General features: G+C 42.4%; 16 protein-coding genes and 1 pseudogene. 9 read left to right on the top strand and 8 right to left on the bottom strand.

The features are described 5' to 3' along the window. The first annotated feature begins 24 nt into the window (after positions 1-24). The 6 genes from V7K76_RS08890 to V7K76_RS08865 all read left to right on the top strand — a co-directional run bounded on the left by V7K76_RS08890 (position 25) and on the right by V7K76_RS08865 (position 7771). On the top strand, positions 25-522 hold the full coding sequence (locus tag V7K76_RS08890; RefSeq protein WP_334776309.1) for a PAAR domain-containing protein: 498 nt from the start codon (positions 25-27) through the stop codon (positions 520-522). 208 nt (positions 523-730) lie between these two features. After that, complete coding sequence (locus V7K76_RS08885; protein WP_334776308.1) at positions 731-1144, top strand: GPW/gp25 family protein; 414 nt, start codon at positions 731-733, stop codon at positions 1142-1144. Beyond that, positions 1141-3339 carry a putative baseplate assembly protein gene (locus V7K76_RS08880; RefSeq protein ID WP_334776307.1) on the top strand — a complete coding sequence of 733 codons (2199 nt, stop codon included), beginning with the start codon at positions 1141-1143 and terminating at the stop codon, positions 3337-3339. The genes V7K76_RS08885 and V7K76_RS08880 overlap by 4 nt, the downstream gene beginning before the upstream one ends. A gap of 184 nt (positions 3340-3523) precedes the next feature. Further along, positions 3524-4555 carry a phage tail protein gene (locus tag V7K76_RS08875; RefSeq protein WP_334776306.1) on the top strand — a complete coding sequence of 344 codons (1032 nt, stop codon included), beginning with the start codon at positions 3524-3526 and terminating at the stop codon, positions 4553-4555. 313 nt (positions 4556-4868) lie between these two features. Further along, complete coding sequence (locus V7K76_RS08870; RefSeq protein ID WP_334776305.1) at positions 4869-6068, top strand: DUF4159 domain-containing protein; 1200 nt, start codon at positions 4869-4871, stop codon at positions 6066-6068. A gap of 356 nt (positions 6069-6424) precedes the next feature. Beyond that, positions 6425-7771 carry an NAD(P)/FAD-dependent oxidoreductase gene (locus tag V7K76_RS08865; RefSeq protein ID WP_334776304.1) on the top strand — a complete coding sequence of 449 codons (1347 nt, stop codon included), beginning with the start codon at positions 6425-6427 and terminating at the stop codon, positions 7769-7771. A gap of 504 nt (positions 7772-8275) precedes the next feature. Here the strand turns inward: V7K76_RS08865 and V7K76_RS08860 are convergent. The 3 genes from V7K76_RS08860 to serA form a co-directional block, all read right to left on the bottom strand. After that, a complete protein-coding gene (locus V7K76_RS08860) occupies positions 8276-9535 on the bottom strand; it encodes a hypothetical protein (protein ID WP_334776303.1) in 1260 nt (419 codons plus the stop codon). A 112-nt stretch (positions 9536-9647) separates the two neighbouring features. Next, on the bottom strand, positions 9648-10568 hold the full coding sequence (gene prmA / locus V7K76_RS08855; protein ID WP_334776302.1) for a 50S ribosomal protein L11 methyltransferase: 921 nt from the start codon (positions 10566-10568) through the stop codon (positions 9648-9650). A 122-nt stretch (positions 10569-10690) separates the two neighbouring features. After that, positions 10691-12271 carry a phosphoglycerate dehydrogenase gene (gene serA, locus V7K76_RS08850; RefSeq protein WP_334776301.1) on the bottom strand — a complete coding sequence of 527 codons (1581 nt, stop codon included), beginning with the start codon at positions 12269-12271 and terminating at the stop codon, positions 10691-10693. Between the two features lie 302 nt (positions 12272-12573). On the opposite strand from serA, the gene V7K76_RS08845 reads away from it, so the two are divergent. Next, on the top strand, positions 12574-13356 hold the full coding sequence (locus tag V7K76_RS08845; RefSeq protein WP_334776300.1) for a Uma2 family endonuclease: 783 nt from the start codon (positions 12574-12576) through the stop codon (positions 13354-13356). 106 nt (positions 13357-13462) lie between these two features. Here the strand turns inward: V7K76_RS08845 and V7K76_RS08840 are convergent, their stop codons facing one another. From V7K76_RS08840 to cysS, 5 genes are all read right to left on the bottom strand, one after another. Then, positions 13463-14317: an HIT family protein gene (locus V7K76_RS08840; protein WP_334776299.1), complete on the bottom strand. Its 855-nt coding sequence runs from the start codon at positions 14315-14317 to the stop codon at positions 13463-13465. Between the two features lie 315 nt (positions 14318-14632). Continuing rightward, the gene (locus V7K76_RS08835; protein ID WP_334776298.1) at positions 14633-15979 is read right to left on the bottom strand and encodes a TldD/PmbA family protein; all 1347 of its coding nucleotides are present in this window, start codon (positions 15977-15979) and stop codon (positions 14633-14635) included. 76 nt (positions 15980-16055) lie between these two features. After that, the gene (locus V7K76_RS08830) at positions 16056-17495 is read right to left on the bottom strand and encodes a TldD/PmbA family protein (protein WP_334776297.1); all 1440 of its coding nucleotides are present in this window, start codon (positions 17493-17495) and stop codon (positions 16056-16058) included. 74 nt (positions 17496-17569) lie between these two features. Next, positions 17570-17935, bottom strand: a complete 366-nt coding sequence (locus V7K76_RS08825) for a four helix bundle protein (protein ID WP_334776672.1) — start codon at positions 17933-17935, stop codon at positions 17570-17572. 10 nt (positions 17936-17945) lie between these two features. Continuing rightward, positions 17946-19442: a cysteine--tRNA ligase gene (cysS, locus tag V7K76_RS08820; protein ID WP_334776296.1), complete on the bottom strand. Its 1497-nt coding sequence runs from the start codon at positions 19440-19442 to the stop codon at positions 17946-17948. Positions 19443-19788: 346 nt separating this feature from the next. Between cysS and V7K76_RS08815 the strand changes: the two genes are divergently transcribed. Continuing rightward, on the top strand, positions 19789-20892 hold the full coding sequence (locus tag V7K76_RS08815) for a CobW family GTP-binding protein (RefSeq protein ID WP_334776295.1): 1104 nt from the start codon (positions 19789-19791) through the stop codon (positions 20890-20892). A gap of 95 nt (positions 20893-20987) precedes the next feature. After that, a pseudogene (dtd, locus tag V7K76_RS08810) lies at positions 20988-21432 on the top strand (D-aminoacyl-tRNA deacylase). Positions 21433-21440 lie beyond the last annotated feature (8 nt).

Raw genomic sequence — 21440 nt, 5'->3', positions numbered from 1 at the left:
TAATAAACACAATAGGAGGTTGTGATGGGTAAACCAGCAGCAAGAATTACTGACAATGTAGCGCACCCTTTACCCCCAGTCTTGACAGGAGGGCCGGGTAGTCCGAATGTGTTGATTGGGTCTTTACCTGCGTGGCGGGGTGTGCTTGCAGCAGCAGTACCAGGTTTGCAGTCCGCCAAACAAGCTTCTGATACAGCTATCCAAGTGGCTGAGGCTTCTACCCTAGCGGCGGCTGGGACACCAGGGCTACCTGCTGCCTTAGCTGCTGAACAAACTACAAAGGCAACATCTGCTGCTACTATGGGTAGTGCGATCGCTGCTGCTGCTGCTGGTGCTGATATTCATAATTGCGCCACACCTTTACCCTTACCTCCTCACGGCCCTGGGGTTGTGATTGACGGTAGTCAGACTGTGCTGATTAATAATCTACCTGCCTCTCGCATGGGCGACACTGTTTTAGAAGCATTAGGGCCACCGAATAAAATTATCAAAGGTGATTTTACTGTTTTGATTGGCGGCTGATTGGGAGAGACAGGGGGCAGGGGGCAGGGGGCAGGAAGGGACAAGGGGGAGTTAGAATATCTTTCATCCACCTTTGAACTGGATGAATCCACCTCGGAACCTTAAACTCCTACCTGCCCCTTCATCTTCGACCTTTGGCGAATAGGCTTAAACCCTTTGTGCCGATATCTTTGAAGATATCCATGTAACAGCTGTCTAAGTGCCAGATATGGTTTATGGTCGCGATCGAGCCTATTTGGGAACAGGTTGGGCTTATCCACTGCATTTAAGTGTGCAAGGTGGGATACAACTTAGCCGTGAAGAGCAAAAAGTTAAAGAATCTATTTGGATTATCCTCCGCACGGGAGTAGGTGAGCGAGTTTATCGACCTACCTTTGGTTCGCGCTTGTCGGAACTGGCGTTTGCACCTTTAAATAGCGATACCCTCCTGCGAATCCGTCTTTATGTCTTGGAAGCTTTAGAAGTTTGGGAACCACGCATTACTATCGATGAAGTTCTGACTGATCCTGACCCTATGCGTGGCAGAGTGGACATTATCATCAATTATCGACTTAAAGACGGCCCCGATATTTATAGTTTTGTTTATCCTTATTATTTAGTTTCAGCTGGGGAGGAATCGTGAACTTTGACTTTTTACCGAAATTACCTTCTTCCAATTTAGACGATCGCGCCTTCGATGATTTGGTGGAAGAATGTATTATGCGTATTCCTCGCTATTGTCCAGAATGGACTGACCACAATCTCAGCGACCCAGGAATTACGCTAATTGAGTTATTTGCTTGGTTAACTGACCAAATGTTGCTCAGATTCAACCAAGTACCCCGAAAAAATTATGTTGCTTTTCTAGAATTACTGGGTATTCGTCTCCAGCCTCCCGCCCCAGCCCGCACGGAATTAACTTTTTATTTAAGCGCTGCACTACCTGAAGCCTACACAATTCCCGCCGGATTGGAAGCCTCAACTATCCGCACTGAAACTACAGAAGCGATTACCTTTAGTACAGATGCTCCTCTAATTATCGGCAAACCCCGCATCCAACACTTCTTAACTGCCCAAACTACCGAAGATATTCCCCAATCTCTGCGCGAAAGAGTCACAACTTCCTGGACTCGTCAATCTAACGGTTACTGGACAGGTAATGAACAACCGATTTTTGAAGAGGAACCCCAGCCTGGTAACTGCTTTTATTTAGCAATTAATTCTGATGATCCTTTAGACGCTAATGTTTTAGAAATTATTTTCCAAGGGGCTGCGGCTACCCCTGCTGGGATTAACCCCAATCAACCACCCCGCAAGTGGGAAGCCTGGGACGGGGAAAATTGGCAACCCGTTTTATTGCAAGAGTCAGATGATAAAACTCGCGGTTTCAGTTTTTACGAAATTGCTCAACAGGGTGGAAACCCGTCTCAAGGTGCAGAGGTACGTTTGCATCTACCGCAGATTTGGCCTGTGGCCAATTTTACCTCTTATCGAGGTCGCTGGTTGCGCTGTAGCTTTGTTTCCACAGCAGCAAATGAAACTGGTTACAATCGTCCACCACGAATTATTGGTTTAGCAGTGCAGTCAATTGGCGGTACTGTTAGGGCTAGCCACAGTACGCTGATTCAAGATGAGCGATTGGGAATTAGTGATGGTACGCCCGGTCAGAGTTTCCAATTACAAACAGCACCAATTTTAGAACGCCGAGAAAATGAGTATATTTTAGTTACTCCTGCTGGTGGTTTGCCTCAAAAGTGGACTGAGGTGAGAGATTTTGCTGATTCTGGCCCGCATAATTTTCATTACACCATCGATTCCATCACTGGTACAATCCAATTCGGGCCACTGATTCGGGAACCTAGCCAACTTAAACAAGAAACCCAGGTACGATCGCGAATTCAGCAACCATCATTAGATGACACATCTGTACAAGTTCTGGAAAATAACCAATCTGAACACCAATATGGGGCGATTCCTCCCCGTGGTTCAGAAATTAGGATGGTTACTTATCGTACAGGCGGTGGTAGACAAGGCAATGTGCAAACTGGGGCAATTCAGTTTTTGAAGTCTGCGTATCCATATATTGCTAGTGTGGTCAATCGTGTACCTGCAATCAATGGGGCGGATGCCGAATCACTGGAACAGGCTGTAATAAAGGCTCCCCGCATCCTCCGCACGCGCGATCGCGCCGTCACTGCTGAAGATTTTGAAGTTTTAACTCAACAGGCGGGTGCTGGTGTGATCGCTCGCGTCCGTTGTTTGCCAGCAAATTCTCGTAGACAAGCTGGTATAGTTAGTTTACTGGTAGTTCCTTATGCAAATACAGATGCGATCGCTCAAGGCAATGGCATGACACCAGAAGAATTTGCCCTCAGTAATGCCCTGCAAGAGCAAATTTTGAGTTACTTAGATGAAAGACGCTTATTAGGGATACAAATAGAATTACAAGAGCCGAATTACGTAGGTGTTTCTGTACAGACAGAAGTTGCTTTAGAGCCAGCATACAGCAACACTTTTGCCAGCGAAGAAGTTCGCCGGAATTTAAGGCGATCGCTGTATAAATATTTAAATCCCTTAACTGGAGGAATTGACGGCAAAGGTTGGCCATTCGGGCGACCAGTTTATACATCAGATATTGTGGCATTACTGCAACAAACCCCAGGTGTGCGACATTTAGGCCCCGTCTTGCTGTTTCCCATCCGCAAGCAAGGAGAAGTTTGGCGACGACAACCATCACCAGAACAATTGATTGACCCAGGATCGGAAGGTTTGATATGTTCTTGGGCTGATACAAATCTGCGTTCAAATCACGACATTCAGATAATTCGTAATTCGTAATGACGCTCCTACGTCGCTAACGCTGCGCTAACGTAATTCGTTAGGACTTACGCAAAATATCTCTTAAACTCTGATTTCTCTGTGTCCTCTGCGCCTCTGCGGTTCGTTATTTTGTAACTCGTGCGTAAGTCCTGTTCGTAATTCCTAATTTGTCAATAGTTATTTCCCTCCAATCCCCAATCCTATGGTTCAAAGTCGCTCTAGTCCAGCTGTAAGCATTCAATTAACGCCAATGCAAATCCCCGAAGCTTTACCTGTGGCAGGTTTAGCGTTTGCAAATACAGAAAACATCGATGTCGCTGGACGTAGTTTACTCTTGCATCCTGGACATCCTAGCGAGATGATTGTCCAAGTACAAAACTTAGAACAACGTCCTTTGCGGGTAAGCTTAAGCATTGAAGGTAACTTCCCATCCCAGTGGTGTCAAATTGGCACAGAAGGCAGTGAAATACCGCCTCGTGGACACATGGATGCTGTTCTCTACTTCTCAATTCCCGATACCTTTTTTGAAGACCAAGAAGCAATTTCACCTGGTAAAAAAGATAAACTAACGCTCAATTTTCGCAGCCTAATTACCCTACATATAGACCCAGGCACGGACAACGAACAAATCGAGAGAAGCGAGTATTTCGATTTATACATCCGCCCCTACACTGCCTATATGGAATTCTTGCCAATTTTGTATAGAGAAGTGGACTTTATTGGTCGCTTCATGAAGATATTTGAGCAAGCTTTTCAACCAATCGTTAATAGCTACAATGTCATGTGGGCAAATCTCGATCCCTTGACAGCACCGCAGGCACTATTACCCTTTATGGCTCATTGGGTTGCTTGGCAAGTAGATTCTGTTTGGGATCTCCAGCAACAACGGCGTTTAATTAGCCGAGCCGTAGAACTTTATCGCTGGCGAGGAACTCGTAAAGGATTACGTCTTTACTTGCATCTTTATACTGGTTTACCACTAGACGAACATTTAACTAATGAAGCTGATAAACATATTAGTATTACAGAACCTTTTGGCCCAAGTTTTATTATCGGAGATGCACAACTAGGAAATGCAGTTTTAGCAGGTGGGCAACCATATCATTTCATAGTACGTTTGCGTTCAAATATTTCTAGTGGCATCATCAACGAAGAACTTATCCAAAGAATAATAGAACAAGAAAAACCAGCTTTTTGCACATACGAATTATCTATCGAGAATCCCACCAATTAAATAATTCGTAATTAATACCATTTTTTTGTGAGGTTACACCAAACCCTTTCTTTCTTTCTTTACTTTGTGTCCTTCTCTGACGAGATGCTGCGCGAATGCGTCCTTTGCGGTTCGTTTTTCTTTCTTGTACTTAATTGATATACAGCACATTTCATCTAAATGAGGTACATAGGGGCGGGCAAGATGCCCACCCCACAAGATTTATCATATTAATATGTGTACTTCATTTACTTGCAAAGTGCTGTAAGTAAGTAAAATTAAACAGACTTTTAATCCAAAATCCAAAATCCAAAATCCAAAATCCAAAATTCCTATGTCCCACCCTTTCCCCCCTCCACCAATCAAATCTCTTGAACGCCTACAAGCCGCAGACGGGTTACTAATTAATGCGGAACGCTGGCGCACAGCCCATGATTACCACCGGAATCGGCAAAATACTCAATATCAAAGTTTAAACCAACCAGGGATAGTCTGCGGTTTAGGCGTTCGAGATATAACTGCCCCTAGCCAAGTTGAAGCTAGATATCGAGATGGACGTTGGGTACAAATTCAACCTGGTATTGCCATTGATTTAGCCGGCAATCTAATTGTTATACCGACTTCTTATGATTTTCCTATTGATATAGAAGTAGTAAGTTCTGAACCACTCATGATTTACTTAGTAGTTAGCTATGTAGATCCTGATGAATTGCGACGCGGGCAGCAAAGAGATATTGTTCAAGAAACTTATCGAATTGACCAAAGAAACTCTACACCAGCCAGTTCAGAAATAGAAATATGTCGGATACTTCTGCAACCAGGACATACTGAAATTATCCAACCTGCGGATGCTTTCTTTCCTGGATATAACAATATTGATTTGCGTTATCGCCGTCAAGCACAAATGCGTCCCCAAGCACTTGTATGTATGGCGCAGGCGAGTCATAGCGATCCCGAATGTGCGCGTAATTTTTTCAGCCTTTCGTATTTGTTACAAGCAGTAGAACCCCTATACCCAAGTTTGCGAGGGGCTGATGAACCTGGTCAGGTTTCTTTAGCAGAAAATATCCAAGACTATGACATTCTTTATCTCACAGGTGGACAAGCAATTTCTTTAAATAGTCTCGAATTTGAATCCCTCAGAAATTATTTAAATTTAGGTGGTGTGCTTCTAGTTGATGCACCAATAAGTGCTAATCCTCTAATTGAGAGTACTCAAGCTTTGGCACAACAATTAGAAAGCCCTTTAAGACCTTTAGAAGAATTGCAACGGAGTCATCCTTTAAGGACAAAACCTTTCTTATTTGCTGCTTTGCCAATGGTTAATCAACAGCAGATTAAACTATTAATCGGTGGAGGAATTATTTTAGCTATTGGAGATTTGGCAACTGCTTGGGGACTGGATAGAGATTTGAGTTTACCGAGATTGACCATTCGTACAGCTCAGGAATTAGGGATTAATATTCTTCACTATGCTTGGAAACGGCGACAGTTAATTGGTTTGCAACAGGAAGATAATTCCGGGCAGTGGTGAAAGTCACACAATTTTGGATTTTAGATTTTAGATTTTAGATTTACCCCATGCCTGAAGTCAGGGGCTTGTAATTTAATTTTAGATTTTGGATTTTAGATTTATTCCACGAAATTGTGGGGTGGACATCTTGCCTGCCCTATGGACTGGGCTCTCGTGTCGCCCACCCCACAGGAGTTAATTGGATATTTTTTTATTTGGAAGTCTCTGAGGAAAATCCGAAACTGAAGGGTAATAAATAACTTTGGCTACTTTCACTATTTTTTCAATTGTTCTAAATAAGCAGCAACCCGCATCATAAAGCTGTTACATCTTTGTTAAGAATAGTTACAAGTTCTTAACACAAGGAAATATTTATTATGGTTATCTCACTTGAGAAAAATGCACCACATCAGGTTGTGATCGTTGGTGGCGGCTTTGGTGGACTGTATACAGCAAAAGCTTTGAAGAAAGCAAATGTAAATGTTACTCTCATTGATAAACGTAACTTTCACCTATTTCAGCCGCTTTTATATCAAGTTGCCACAGGTACGCTATCACCTGCTGATATTTCTGCACCATTGCGATCTGTATTCAGCAAAAGCAAGAATACAAAAGTGCTGTTGGGAGAGGTAAATGATATCGATCCAAAAGCGCAACAAGTTATTCTAAGTGATGAAGTAGTACCCTATGACACATTGATTGTCGCCACAGGTGTTAACCATTCCTATTTTGGTAAGGATAACTGGAAAGAATTTGCTCCTGGCTTGAAAACTGTTGAAGATGCCATAGAAATGCGTCGCCAGATATTTTCGGCATTTGAAGCAGCAGAAAAAGAAACCGATCCCGAAAAACGCCGTGCTTTGTTGACTTTTGTGATTGTCGGGGGTGGGCCCACCGGTGTAGAGTTATCCGGTGCGATCGCAGAATTAGCATACCAAACTCTCACAGAAGATTTCCGCAACATCAACACTTCAGAAGCGAGAATTTTACTATTGCAAGGTGGCGATCGCATCCTCCCACACATTTCACCAGAGTTATCGAAAGTAGCAGCAGAATCTTTGCAAAAGTTGGGTGTGGCTGTCTACACTAACACCAGAGTGACAAATATTGAAGGTAACATCGTTACTTTCAAGCAAGGCGATGAATTAACAGAAATTACCTCAAAGACTATCTTATGGGCAGCAGGTGTTAAAGGTTCGCCTATGGGGAAGGCCCTAGCAAAAAGTACAGGTGTAGAGTGCGATCGCTCTGGACGTGTGATTGTAGAACCAGACTTGTCTATAAAGGGTTATAACAACATTTTTGTAGTGGGAGATTTAGGCAACTTTTCCCATCAAAATGGTAAACCCTTACCTGGTGTTGCACCCGTAGCCAAACAACAAGGAGAATATGTAGCTAAACTCATTAAACGCAGGCTGCAAGGTGAGACTTTGCCACAATTTCGTTACAATGACGTGGGTACTTTGGCGATGATTGGGCAAAATTTAGCTGTTGTAGATTTAGGCTTAGTCAAACTCCAAGGTTTCATTGCTTGGCTCTTTTGGCTAGTAATTCACATCTACTTCTTAATTGAGTTTGACACTAAAGTAGTAGTAGCAATTCAGTGGGGATGGAATTATATCACTCGTAATCGTCGCTCTAGATTGATTACAGGTCGAGATGGTTTTGTAGAAGGAAAAACTGTTAAAAATAGCGTACAACGGTCTTCTGTAACACCTCTATAAATTTAGGGATTACAGAATCATTCAATGATGCTATGAGAGCTTGTTAGAGTGATGACTGTACCTTCCCTTATTTTGAGATGGCAAGAGAAATTAACGGCTTGAGGGGGAAGGAATTAACTTGAGTTAAATAAACCTCTCCCTGCCTGGAACTAAAGTTCAAGTCTGTCCCTCTCCGAGTCGCCTACGGTGTACACACAAGTCTGAAATAGTTGATTAACCAAGGTTTTACCCCACCCTAACCCTCCCCTTATAAAGGGGAGGGAACTAGATTTCTTGTTTCCCCCCTTTATAAGGGGGGATTAAGGGGGGTAATTTGACTTGTGTGTACACCGTAGCCTAGTCGGAGAGGGATAGTTTTGCGTGATTCTAGAATCTTCATTAGACATCTCCAGAAATTAAATATGCGTTACCCAGAACCCTTGTAGAGACGTAGCAGTGCTACGTCTCTACGTTCTTTTTCGGAGATGTCTATTACACCAATTAAGGATTTTCAAAAAGTTGGAATTATTGAGTTTGGTTGTTTGAAATTGCAGCATTATTTTTATCGTGTTCAAGTTCTCTCATTAGAGAATCAAAACCACTGGTGTTGTTTCCGCTTTGGGCAAATAAAGACCGAATTTTATTGATGATCGCACTCATGCTGCTGGAGAGAAACCGACCAAGATTATTAACAAAGTTTTTCAGTTTCTCAAATATCGTAACATCTACAGTTGAGTATTTATTGACAATGGGATATACAATTTTTCCTTTTTCTGTTTCATAGTACTCTTGTTCAGGCATCAACATTGATTTGAGTGGTTGCACCTGTTTTGCCATATCGGCTTCGGTTCGTTTATTGCTGAGGAATAAAACATCATAAATTTTCCCATTCCAGCTAGCCCAATAATGGTTTTGAAAAAACCATCGTTTACCGTCATCACAATTGGGTTTTTTCCCTTGGTGTGGGGTAGCTCCAGCTTCATTCAAAAAAGGTTTAGCAATACTTTCAACTGTTATTTTTTCAATACCAAAATATTCTTCTGCAACTTTTTTAAAAGCACGAGCTAATGTCTGACAATCTCCTTCTGGAGAGCCTTTTAATAGAGTGTCTTGACTCTTACTCACCATTGTGTATTGAAATTGAATATTTCCAAAATTTTTGAAAAGCTGTTCCAGGATTTTATCTTCTGGTAATGTGTCATCTATGCCATTGACTAGTGTTTTGGCTAGCGAATATTCTTGTAAAAATTTTTGTTTTTTATCTGCTGAGTTATTTGCTGCTAATATTTCTTCAGACTTTCCTTGTTCGTTTTTAACGCCTGCGTCTTGGTTTTCCAAAGCAGCTCTATTAATTTGGTTGACTACAGAAGTAGCAACTCTATCCGCCTCTTGCTCATATCGATCTCCTGATTGACCAATAGTGGGTTTTGGCTGTATTTGTCCCATTGACACACTATCAGCACGTTTGATCGCCATTTTGCTCAGGCTATGACCAAATTGGGAAGAGTGTTCCTTTCCTTGCTGCAATGACTCATTGATCTTTGTTTGCAATACAGTGAGTCGCTCTTGTCCCTCTGCTGTGATCGTGCCATGCTTGGCTTGTATTTGGAGTTTTGTTGCCTCAAACTGATACTGTTGAAATTTCTGATTTTCTACTTTATGTACTATAGGCTGGTTGGAGCGGAGTTGAGGGTGGGTAGTTAATAGATGCGTTCGCAACTGACTTTGCTCTGACGAATAAGCGGATGAGTCAGCTTTTTTGTGGATTTGTAGCCGTTCTTTCATCGCTAGTTTCAAAAGTCAATAGTGGGTAATCTATATATTATGTCACTTACTTAAAGATCCCCGACTTCTTAAAGAAGTCGGGGATCTGCGGATTGCGATAATTTCTACTGACTTAAGAACGCCGTACATTTAAGCAACACCATTCTTTTCGTTTCCACAGAGTAGCGACAACCCAACCATTTTGTTCTAAGGCGTCAGCAACAGCTTTAGATTGTTCCAGCAAAATACCACTGAAGATCGCCCAAGTTTCAGGTTTAGCGATCGCACTCATTTCTGGTATCAATTCAATAATTACATGAGCCAAAATATTGCAGACGATACCATCCACCGGGCTTGCAATTAATTTTGTCAAAACGTCTACACTTCCCAATGCTGGTAGTAAACGTTCTGAGCTAATATCATTCAGGGCACCATTACTGATGGTTGATTGCACCGCCAAAGGGTCATTATCTACTGCATAGACTTTCTCTGCACCCAGTAGCAGCGCCCCAATGGAAAGGATACCAGAACCACAGCCAATATCCGCAATTACCAGATGTTCATGTTTGCCACTACTACCCACAAAAGACTGAGGAACGCCACTCAGCCGCATTTCCAGGGATTCCAAACATAGCTGGGTCGTAGCATGGTTGCCCGTACCAAATGCTACACCAGGGTCAAGACGAATTACTAAGCGTTCGGTTATTTCTGGTAATGGTAGCCAAGCGGGGTTAATTAAGAAGCGATCGCCTATTTCTTGCGGATGCCAATATTGTTTCCAGCTAGTCGCCCAATCTTCCTCATCAATCAACTGCCATTGTAGTGAGGGAGATGAAACTCCTATACAGAGGGCATCTTGACGCAGCCACAGCGATAGTGCTGCCAAATCTAGTAACTCTGTTTGAATTGTCGGCAAATAAGCCCTGACTAAAGATGAGTTTCCTTTGTTTTCGCTAGCTGTACCACGACAGCCAAAATCTTCCAGTCGCCAAAAGATCGAATCTTCTAGGTCTGGCTCACATAAAATCTGTAGTTCCCACCAGGTGTTTGCCATACAATTTTAGATTTTAGATTTTAGATTTTAGATTGGGGAGTAGGTAATGGTTAATGACCAATGGGAAAAACAATGAGCAATTAGCCATTACCAATCCAAAATCCAAAATCCAAAATCCAAAATTAGAGAGTTACCGTATACGCGTCCCGAATACCAGGGACTTTGATAATTTCACCCAAAATACCCTCTGGTAAAGGGTCATCTATACTCAGAGCCATTACCGCATCGCCACGGACGATTTTACGACCTACCTGCATACTGGCAATATTCACATTAAAACTGCCGAGTAGGGAACCAAGTTTGCCGATGATCCCCGGCATATCGCGGTGCAGGGTAAACAACATATATTTGCTGGGTGGAACGTTAATTGGGAAACCATCAACGTCGGTGAGGTGGATTTCTCGCTCACCCAATAAAGCACCTGTTACCGAATGAGTACCTAAAGTACCTGTAGCTTCTAGATGCAGTGTGCCGGCATAGTCTCGAATGGAAGCATCACGGGTTTCAATTACCCGAATTCCGCGTTCTTTGGCTTCTATGCTGGCATTTACGTAATTTACTCGTTCCCGCAAAGCTTGGTAAAGTAGTCCTTTTAGGGCAGCGACGATTAAAGGCTGACTTTTGTTAGTTGCGAGTTCGCCTTGCAGTCGAATATTCAGTACTTCCACCCGTCCGCCAGCTAGCTGTCCTACTAGATTACCGAGCGTTTCTGCTAGCTGCATATAGGGTTTGAGTTCTTCCAACACATCGGGGCCGAGTCCGGGAATGTTGACGGCTGAACGCGCTGGTAGTCCTAAAAGTACATCGCGAATTTGTTCGGCAACATCAATGGCTACATTCACTTGAGCTTCTGCGGTAGAGGCTCCCAAGTGGGGGGTGAGGATAACTTCTTTGCCTAGCGATCGCAACTCAGATTCACCAAGCGGTTCTGACTCGAACACATCCAAGGCTGCACCACCGATTTTACCAGCTTTCAGAGCTGCTGCTAAAGCTACTTCATCAATGATCCCACCACGAGCGCAGTTGATAATCCGGGCTGTGGGTTTCATCTTTGCCAAGGTTGTGGCATTGATTAAGTGGGTGGTTTCTGGGGTTTTGGGGATGTGGAGGGTGATATAGTCTGCTTGCTGGAAGAGTAAATCCAACTCCACCAACTGACAGCCAATTTGTTCGGCTCGTTCTGTAGAAATAAAAGGGTCGTAAGCTAGGAGTTTCATCCCCATTGTCTTAGCTACAGCCGCAACATGGGAACCAATTTTGCCCAAACCGACAACACCGAGAGTTTTTTTGTAGACTTCCGCGCCGACAAAGCTATTGCGATCCCAAGCACCGCGTTTCACCGAAGCATTAGCATCGGGGATGTGGCGAGATAAAGCTAAAATCATCGCTAGTGCGTGTTCGGCAGCAGCAATTGTATTTCCCTCTGGAGAATTGACTACCACAATTCCTCGGCGGGTGGCGGCGGGAACATCCACATTATCCACACCCACACCAGCACGACCGATGATTTTTAGCTGGGTGCCGGCATCAATGATTTCTTGAGTGACGCGCGTACCAGAGCGAATCATTAGCGCGTCATACTCACCAATAATTGCGATCAGTTCCGCTGGTTTTAGACCTAATTTGACATCAACAGTTGCAACTTGCGAAAGAATGTCAATTCCAGCTTGGTCAATAGAATCGGAGACAAGAACCTTAGACATGATTATTTCATTTAAAGCTACAGGTTTTGCTGCACAAGACTTTTTAGTTTAGTCTTTATCTGTCGCAATTCAGCAAAAATTATTCATTTGAATATCGACTTAACTTTAACTTACACTATATGGTCGTGGTATCAAAGCATGAGTTGCTTCCGGTGGCTAATGCTTGCTAAGTATTTTTATTGCTAACTACAAACTCTCAAAACTAGCTTGACCAAGTACTAGCTCAGAAATCGCTATAATTCTGGTGAGCCAAATAGAGCCAAATAGAGCCAAATATCCTTTGAGTTTTGGGGAAACTAGCCATGTTAGAGTACAACTTGCCAAGGTACTTGCCCTCAGCCGAGGAACTACCGGACTCTGATGAAATGCCTGTGGATAATGAACTGCAAGAATTGATACCAGGCTTGCTAAAGGCTATCCTGCTGATACTTTGGGCAGACCGCTTAGACTGGTTGTTTGCCATAGATATGGGTGTTTATTATCACCCCGATAAACCGCCCATTGTACCAGATGGGTTTTTGAGCTTAGGGGTAGAGCGATTTTATGATGAGGAACTGCGTCCTAGTTATGTGCTGTGGGATGAAAATGTTGTACCGATTTTCGTCCTAGAAGTAGTATCCCAAAATTATCGTAAGGAATACACTACTAAATTGGCTGAATATGAGGCTTTAGGTGTACTTTATTACGTAATTTATTCCTCTCGTCGCCGCCGTAAACCGCATCTGGAAGTACATAAGTTAGTTAATGGTAAGTATGAATTGCAAGAGGGAAACCCAGTTTGGCTACCAGAAATTGGCTTAGGAATTGGTTGCGAAAGGGGAAATTATTGTGGTGTAACACGAGAATGGATGTATTGGTATGATGAGCAAGGACAACGATATCTCACGCCCGCAGAACAAGTAAAACAAGCAGCACAACTTGCTCAACAAGAAATACAACGCGCTCAACAAGAGACACAACGCGCTCAACAAGCAGAACAACTTGCTCAACAAGAGACACAACGCGCTCAACAAGCAGAACAACGGGTGCAACAATTGACTGAACAATTAAGAGCGCTGGGAATAGATCCAGACAATCTGGGTTAACTGAAATATTTTGCAATATTTTCAACAAGACTCAAAAAACTGAGTTTTTTAGATTTATGGCAAATGCATAAATCAAGATTTGTTACTGCAAGCTGTCAGTAAAAAACTATTGCTTTTTAGGAATAACGTTCCTGATTCCACTTTTGCTAGAAACAGTATCACCTTTATAACGAGGGATGATATGAATACTAGCATGCATAATATTTTGACCTGCGGCTCGATTGATGTTCATTCCTAAATTAAAACCATCAGGTTCAAATTCTGTTTGGAGAATTTCTTGCACTTTGTTCACCATAAGCCAGCAAGCGGATTGCTCTTTTAATGGCAATTCAAAATAATTGCTAACATGACGTTTGGGAATAATCAAAACATGACCTTTACTTATAGGATAGCCATCAAAAATAGCATAGGCGGTTGCTGATTCAGTTAATAGCTTGAGAGTTTTATGGGGATTACAGAATATACAATAATTAGATGAATTTCGCTGATGATTATAATGGATATATTCATATAATTCCCGACGTTCATCTAAACAAACCGAGGGGAAGGGAAGTTTGACAATACACTGATAGGTAGGTTTTTTGTGAACATAATGTTCTCGAAAACCTTCTTTTTTGAGATCCCGCCTTACAGCATAATAAGCTTTACCTCCTGGTTTTAATAGGTGCGATACTTCCATGAGAACATTAGTTTGTTCTTCAGTAAATAAAACATTTAAAACATAAAAGCAAATTATTGTATCGAACTTATTATCAGGATATTCTGGAAAATAATAAGGATCGTAACCTGTAATATCATAACCTTTTTGGCGCAATATTTTAACATCATTTCCAAAGCCACAACCAAAGTCTAGTATTTTGCCTTGTAACAGGTTTTGATTTAATAAAAACTGTGCAGGAAATGACAGATAACTTCTTTCGATCGCAGTCAGATGACTGAATTGATTTTTTTGCTGTTTCATGGAATGAATTTTGGTGCAGATGTCCCAAATTTATTATTCCCAGCATCCGTTGAGGTTATGCGATCGCAGCTGATAATTTTTAAGGTGAAAACAGGTATCAGTGTCGAGTAAATAGTTCACAAGCTATAATCGCGTAGGCGTAGCCAGCCTTAGGCATCGCTTACCTTTAATCCAATAAATACAAGTATCGGTATCAAACAAGTATCGGTATCAAGTAAATAAGTCATAGACTAATGTCATTGTGAGAAATAGTACGGCTATCATAAATATCTTTGACTATTTCCTCAGCCGTTAAAACTGCAATTTAACACCTAATTACAAAGTATATGTAAAATCTTCTACCAGCATACCGGGAACCAAACTACCTCCTAGTTGGCGACTTTCATAAGTTCCTACTTCGGGAATGAATTCTTGAAAATTGGTCAAATCTAATAAGTTTTCTCCCCAGAAGCGATAGAGACTTTCATCAAAACGCAAGTTTTCAATCGGGGCAACAATTTCTCCATTTTCTACCCAAAAACAAGCATAACGAGTCATACCTGTGATTCTACCAGTGTGGCGATCGCTCCAATTCAAGTAATGCAAATTGGATACATATAATCCTGTATCTAAACTCGGAAGAATCTGCTCAAATACTAAATTTCCTGGACTCACTTCTGGCGCTCGTAAAGTCTCTGAACCATTCGCGCCGTTGGCAATTTTTTGATATTCCTTAGCAGTCCGAGAATTCACCAAAGTATTTACCAAATATCCTTTTTCTATTACAGATAACTCCGGTGCTGCTATTTCTCCCAATTCATTAAAGCGTGGTACTAATCCCCGTTGAAAGTTTTCTTTCAAATTAAATGCAGGGGAAAGCTGTTTTTCTTTACGCCATAAAGCAGCTAAAGAACTGTTTCCTTGCTGAATATCAGCTTCGCTCACAGATCCCCAAGAAAGCATTAATAATAAATCTGCAACAGCAGCCGGTGCAAAGTAAGTTTTGTACTGTCCCCGTGGCAATTCTTTAACTGGACGAGCAAGCAATTCTAGTTGTTTTTTCGCTTCGCTAATTTTGGCTATATAAGCAGATTTATCCCAATCACTCCCGGCAAATGTGCCTTTAACAGCTTGTCCAGATGTGGAGAATAGAGAATAATCTAAGGTAAAAGAATCAGTAGCAAACCAGTGTTTTTGACCGCTAGAATCACCATAAGCTTTAATTACCACTCCCCCTGCATATATCCCGGTAAAATCCAATTCAGCAACTAGTTCTAGCACAGTTGGCACTACTGCCTCAGCCGCTAATAAATTCCCAGAATTTATTTCTCGACTGGTATTATTTCCTGATGGCAAAACTAGATATGGATCGATTGGTAGTAGAATAAGTTCGTCGCGTAATTCCTGCAAAGCGGTATATGCTAACTGCCAGTCTACCTCCCAATTTCCAGTAAAGGGAAACTGCCGAACACTGTTGCGTTGCTCTTTCATCAAAGTCAGTTCGATCCAACCATCTGCAACACAACCAGTTTGTCGCACTTTCGCATGATTAAAACGAGTAAATTGACTTATTTCACTGCTGAGTCTCACAGTAAATTGTTCATCTTCTGCTTTTTTGATCAGCAAACTTTCAATCAGTCGATTAAAGCTGACTTCTAATGCAGATAATTCCTCAATTTTCATGGATATTAAATATTGATAGGGAATAGGTAGATGGGATGACGCAATTACGAATTACGAATTACGAATTACGAATTATCTAAGTTCCTCCACCAAAAACTTCGACGTTAGCAAATACACAGACAGGTGAACCGTGTCCTACCCAAATGGCCTGATTTGGTTCTCCTTTACCACAATAAGGAGTACCATACATTTGCCAGTTTGTGGCATCTCCAACTTTAATTAAACTATGCCAAAACTCTGGTGTTGTGGCGCGATAGTTAGGATTACGGAGGGTTTTGGTAAGTTTACCGTTTTCAATTAATTTAGCGTACTCGCAACCAAATTGGAATTTGTAGCGGCGATCGTCAATTGACCAAGAACGGTTAGATTCCATGTAAACGCCGTGTTCTATCCCGCCAATAATGTCTTCAAAAGTACCATTGAGAGGCTCTAAATTCAAGTTACCCATGCGATCGATCGCAGGCCGATTCCATGAGGAAGCACGGGCACAGGCAACTCCTGCTACACCTGCTCTGGCTTGACTCTCCAGACTGCCTAAACCCCGTTGCAGTACACCTTCTTTAACCAAGTACTCCCGCGTTGCGACGGCACCCGTATCATCAAAGCCGTAGCTGGCAAATTCACCAGCCACGGTGGGATCAAAGGTAATGTTCATGAGGGGCGAACCATAGACTAGGTTGCCAAAATCGCTTTTATTAACGAAGCTGCCTCCAGCATAGTTACGCTCATCTCCCAAAATTCGGTCAATTTCTAGGGGATGCCCGACACTTTCATGGATTTGCAGCATCATTTGATCTGGGGCTAAAACTAAATTTGTACGGGTGGTTGGGCATTCTTCTGCTGTCAAAAGTTCTACTGCTTGTTCGCCAATTTGTCGTACCCGATGCCATAAATTTTCTTGTTTTAATAGTTCTAGTCCACCTTGGTAGCAGTTTGCTTGGGAGCCATTATTGCTGCGCTGCTGTACAATTGCTCCATCTTGGGCAGTGACTCCGTAATTAGTGCCTATAGATAGTATTTTTTGATAAACTTCTGAGCCATTGCTGCTGACAAACCAAGATTCTCTTTCGGTGGTGCTAGCACTGGCTATGGTTTGCACAATTTTGTCATCAACTTTGAGCGTTTGGCAAATCCGAATTAGTAAATCGTTGATTTCTCCCGGACTCAGAGCATCTAATGGTTCAAGAAATGGCGATTTATATTCACCAACGACTTTCGGACGCTCACTTTCACGGAAGGGATGTATCCACCATTCACTGGCTGCTAGTGCCTGTTTATAGGCTGTTTGGGCAGCCGCTTGCAGGGAAGATAGTTCCAGAGAGTTAGTAGCTGCATAACCCAGACTGCCATTAACCAAAACTTCCAGCATAGCTCCGACAGTGAAGGATTTGCCGTTTAGTTGGGGTAAGGCGTCACGGACGAAACGGGTAGTAGAAGTTTCCTTTACGGCTCTAATACCAATCCAATCAGCAGGTATATCGAAACTAGCGATCGCTTTTTTCAGTTCAGACCACATAATTCAATTCAAAATTCAAAATGACACTCGAAGACTTGCTAACGCTGCGCTAACAAAATTCAAAATTAATGAAGTTATTGTTGACGATTTTGTTTGGTTTTGACAACTATTGCGGCAATTATTTTGATTAACTCGTTAATTTCCCCCAGAATTGGCAGTAGACGGTCTTCGGAAATCAACTCAGATGCAATTAGAAGTCTTAGCCAGTATTTCGTTTCTCTACCTTCTTTTAGAGCAATTTCTAGCTTGTGAACAAAATCGGCTGTACTCTGTGCCGATTGCGATTCTTCAACGTTTGCTCCAATGGACGTACCAGACTTAAGTAACTGTTGCGAGAGTGTTCGCCCCACTCCAGAACTTTCATTGAGTACTTTACAGAGCTTAATTATGCGAACAGAGAATTCAAATGTTCTATCCGTTATTTGTTTGTAGTCGTTCATCATTTTGAATTTAATTATTCCGGTGCCAGCGCGTGCCATCACGGCTATCAATTAGCGTAATACCTTGTGCTTGAAGTTCGTCACGAATGCGATCGCTTTCAGCAAAATTCTTGGCTTGACGTGCTTCTTGCCTTTGCTGAATTTTCGCCTCAATTTCCGCATCGCTTAAACCATTACTCGTGTGAGTTTCGGTTTCTATCTCGGCTTCTAAACCTAAGACTCCAGCTAATGTGACGAGTGTTTGCCATTGCCGATGTAACTCCTCTGGTGACGTTTCGGTTTTCCCTTCATGCACAAGAATATTTCCCTCACGGCGCAATTCTTTGGCTAATTCAAACAATACTGTTAATCCACCGGGAAAATTAAAGTCGTTATTTACACTTTCTTGGAAGCGTTCAATATAGGGATTGGGTACTGGGTATTGGGTACTGGGTATTGGGATATTCCCAGTCCCTAAATCCCAACCTAGTTTTTTACCGTATTGGTAGCCGAAGAGTAACCCTTCTTTAATGGTGTGCCAGCCGTTGGTTGCTGCGGCGATCGCTTCGTCGGTAAAATCTATGGGTGTACGATATTGAGCGGTTAACACGAACAACCGCACTGCCATCGGGTCAACGCCTCGATCCAGCAATTCTCGAATAGTGGTAAAGTTGCCCAAAGATTTGGACATTTTTTCACCATCTACCTTCACCATGCCGTTATGTAACCAGTAATGCGCTAAAGGTTTTCCGGTTACAGCCTCAGATTGGGCAATTTCGTTTTCGTGGTGGGGAAAAATTAAGTCAGCACCACCAGCATGAATATCTATGGTATCACCCAGGCGATCGCGCACCATTGCCGAGCATTCTATATGCCACCCCGGACGACCTGCGCCCCAAGGTGATTCCCAAGCTGGTTCTCCCGGTTTTGCTGCTTTCCACAAAGCAAAATCGAAGGGATCTTTCTTTTTCTGATATTCTGGATCTTCGACGTTGACGCGTAGGCGTAGCCCGCCGTAGGCATCGCTTTTCCCAGCCTGCATATCTTCTAACTTGCGTCCCGAAAGCTTGCCATACTCAGAAAACTTTCGTACTGCATAATACACATCGCCATCAGCAGGGTAGGCAAAACCCTTATTTTCCAATTCATGAATTAATCGCTGAATGCCATTCATTGTGTGGGTAGCGCGGGGATATTCATCAGCTTCCTTGATTCCCAGCCGCGCCATATCCTCAAAATATGCTTTGATGAAGCGATCGGCTACAACTTCCATTGATGAATGTTCAACACAGGCTCGATTGAGAATCTTGTCATCAATATCAGTAAAATTTTGGATATATCGCACTTCATAACCGATAAACTGGAGGTATCGGCGCACTACATCCCAAACGATGCAAGCTCTAGCATGACCCAAATGACAGTAGTCGTACACCGTCACGCCGCAGTAATACATCTTAACCTTGCCTGGTTCGACTGTTTCAAACGGTTCTTGACGACGGGTGAGGGTATTGTAAAGAGTTAGGGTCATAATCAATTCAAAATTCAAAATTCAAAATTCAAAATGGGAAACCTCGTGTTGGTAAGCGTTCTGCCTGCTGACTGCATGTAAGTCAAAGGTCGAACAGCTTAACAGGTGTAATCCTGAATAGGGAGATACGCAATAATAGGGGAAAGCAGCTGGGATGACAGTCCAGCATCCCTATGCTAGTACGTCACGGCGGAAATCAACATACTATTGGACAAAATCTCGAAAGCCCATAAACCAAGGGTTTTTGAATTTTGAATTTTGAATTTTGAATTCCGCGTAGCGGCGCTAGTGTTTTCTGGACTATTTCCGCTACATTACTATTTTTTGACTATTTGATAACAGTGCTATGCAATCAGCAGTTACACCCGAATCTTCGACAATGGATACGCCCAAGCAAGGAATGCCAGTAACAATTATTACGGGTTTCCTCGGTAGTGGCAAGACGACTTTACTTAATCATATCCTCAACAACCAACAGGGTTTGAAAACCGCTGTTCTCGTGAACGAATTTGGCGAAATTGGCATCGACAACGAGCTAATTGTTTCCACTGGCGAGAACATGGTGGAACTAAATAATGGTTGTATCTGCTGCACTATTAATAATGATTTAGTGGATGCAGTTTACAAAGTTTTAGAACGCCAAGAAAATCTAGATTATCTAGTCGTGGAAACAACTGGATTGGCAGATCCGCTGCCAGTAGCTTTAACATTCTTGGGCACAGAATTACGGGATTTAACCCGTTTGGATTCGATTATTACCGTGGTAGACGCGGCGAATTACAGCCTAGATTTATTTAACTCCGAGGCAGCGTACAGCCAGATTGCTTATGGTGATGTGATTGTGCTGAACAAGGCTGATTTGGTTGATGAAGCCACTTTAAAGGAGTTAGAAAGAAAAATTAATGAAGTTAAAGAAGGAGCGAGAATCATTCGCGCAACGCGATCGCAAGTTCCACTTCCTTTAATTTTGAGTGTTGGTCTGTTTGAGTCAGATAAATATTTTGACACAGTGGTGGATGAACACGACCATCACGATCATGACCATCACGACCACGATCACGATCACTCAACATGTGGTCACGATCATCACGACCATGACCACGATCATCACCATAATTCTGACCATTTAGAAAATGATGGTTTTACTTCCATCTCTTTCCAAAGTGACAAGCCTTTTTCTATTAAGAAGTTTCAGTATTTCTTAGATAACCAGCTACCCTCAAATATCTTCCGAGCGAAGGGTATTATGTGGTTTGATGAAAGTCCAAAGCGTCATATTTTCCACCTTTGCGGTAAACGCTTTACCTTGGATGATGATGAATGGCAAGGTAAATTGAAAAATCAGCTAGTGCTGATTGGTCAAAATTTAGATCGTGAGGCTTTAATTGCTCAACTCGAAAACTGTATTTGTCTACCTTCAACCTCTCGCGGTAAAGGCTTTGGCAAATAAAAGTCAGGAGTGAGAAGTTTACTACTCGTTCCCAGGTTCCACCTGGGAATGCATTCTTAATGGCTCTGCCATCAATTTTAAGCGTTCTGATTAAAATGCGCGTTATCATCCAGCGAGTTAAATCATCTCAAGTTGCAGTTAATGGTGAAATTATCGCCAAAATTGGGCGGGGGCTAAATTTACTTGTAGGTATTGCCAATACCGACACTGATGCTGAAATAGACTGGATGGTGCGGAAGTGCTTAGAATTGCGGCTATTTACTGACGAGGAAGAAGATGATCGTTGGCAAAAATCTGTACAAGAAATTGGCGGTGATTTGTTGGTAGTTAGTCAGTTTACGCTTTATGGTGACTGCCTTTAAAGGTCGCCGTCCTTCTTTTGACCGTTCAGCGGCTCCCCAATCAGCAGAAGATTTGTATAATCGTTTTGTTACCAAATTAAGAGCTAGCAGTTTGCAGGTGGAAACAGGTCAATTTGGTGCAATGATGCAAGTGACAATTGAAAACGATGGCCCCGTAACTTTGTTACTTGAAAAATAACTAGCCTA

Origin of the sequence: Nostoc sp., from assembly GCF_036917975.1 — a bacterium.
Taxonomy (GTDB): Bacteria; Cyanobacteriota; Cyanobacteriia; order Cyanobacteriales; family Nostocaceae; genus Nostoc.
The sequence above is the reverse complement of the archived record's forward strand: the minus strand, read 5'-3'. Positions and strand labels throughout refer to the sequence as shown.

Coding starts and splice junctions, on each gene's coding strand:
- V7K76_RS08890 (WP_334776309.1), top strand. CDS start 25: ATGGGTAAACCAGCAGCAAGAATTACTGACAATGTAGCGCACCCTTTA.
- V7K76_RS08885 (WP_334776308.1), top strand. CDS start 731: ATGGTTTATGGTCGCGATCGAGCCTATTTGGGAACAGGTTGGGCTTAT.
- V7K76_RS08875 (WP_334776306.1), top strand. CDS start 3,524: ATGGTTCAAAGTCGCTCTAGTCCAGCTGTAAGCATTCAATTAACGCCA.
- V7K76_RS08870 (WP_334776305.1), top strand. CDS start 4,869: ATGTCCCACCCTTTCCCCCCTCCACCAATCAAATCTCTTGAACGCCTA.
- V7K76_RS08865 (WP_334776304.1), top strand. CDS start 6,425: ATGGTTATCTCACTTGAGAAAAATGCACCACATCAGGTTGTGATCGTT.
- V7K76_RS08860 (WP_334776303.1), bottom strand. CDS start 9,535: ATGAAAGAACGGCTACAAATCCACAAAAAAGCTGACTCATCCGCTTAT.
- prmA (WP_334776302.1), bottom strand. CDS start 10,568: ATGGCAAACACCTGGTGGGAACTACAGATTTTATGTGAGCCAGACCTA.
- serA (WP_334776301.1), bottom strand. CDS start 12,271: ATGTCTAAGGTTCTTGTCTCCGATTCTATTGACCAAGCTGGAATTGAC.
- V7K76_RS08845 (WP_334776300.1), top strand. CDS start 12,574: ATGTTAGAGTACAACTTGCCAAGGTACTTGCCCTCAGCCGAGGAACTA.
- V7K76_RS08840 (WP_334776299.1), bottom strand. CDS start 14,317: ATGAAACAGCAAAAAAATCAATTCAGTCATCTGACTGCGATCGAAAGA.
- V7K76_RS08835 (WP_334776298.1), bottom strand. CDS start 15,979: ATGAAAATTGAGGAATTATCTGCATTAGAAGTCAGCTTTAATCGACTG.
- V7K76_RS08830 (WP_334776297.1), bottom strand. CDS start 17,495: ATGTGGTCTGAACTGAAAAAAGCGATCGCTAGTTTCGATATACCTGCT.
- V7K76_RS08825 (WP_334776672.1), bottom strand. CDS start 17,935: ATGAACGACTACAAACAAATAACGGATAGAACATTTGAATTCTCTGTT.
- cysS (WP_334776296.1), bottom strand. CDS start 19,442: ATGACCCTAACTCTTTACAATACCCTCACCCGTCGTCAAGAACCGTTT.
- V7K76_RS08815 (WP_334776295.1), top strand. CDS start 19,789: ATGCAATCAGCAGTTACACCCGAATCTTCGACAATGGATACGCCCAAG.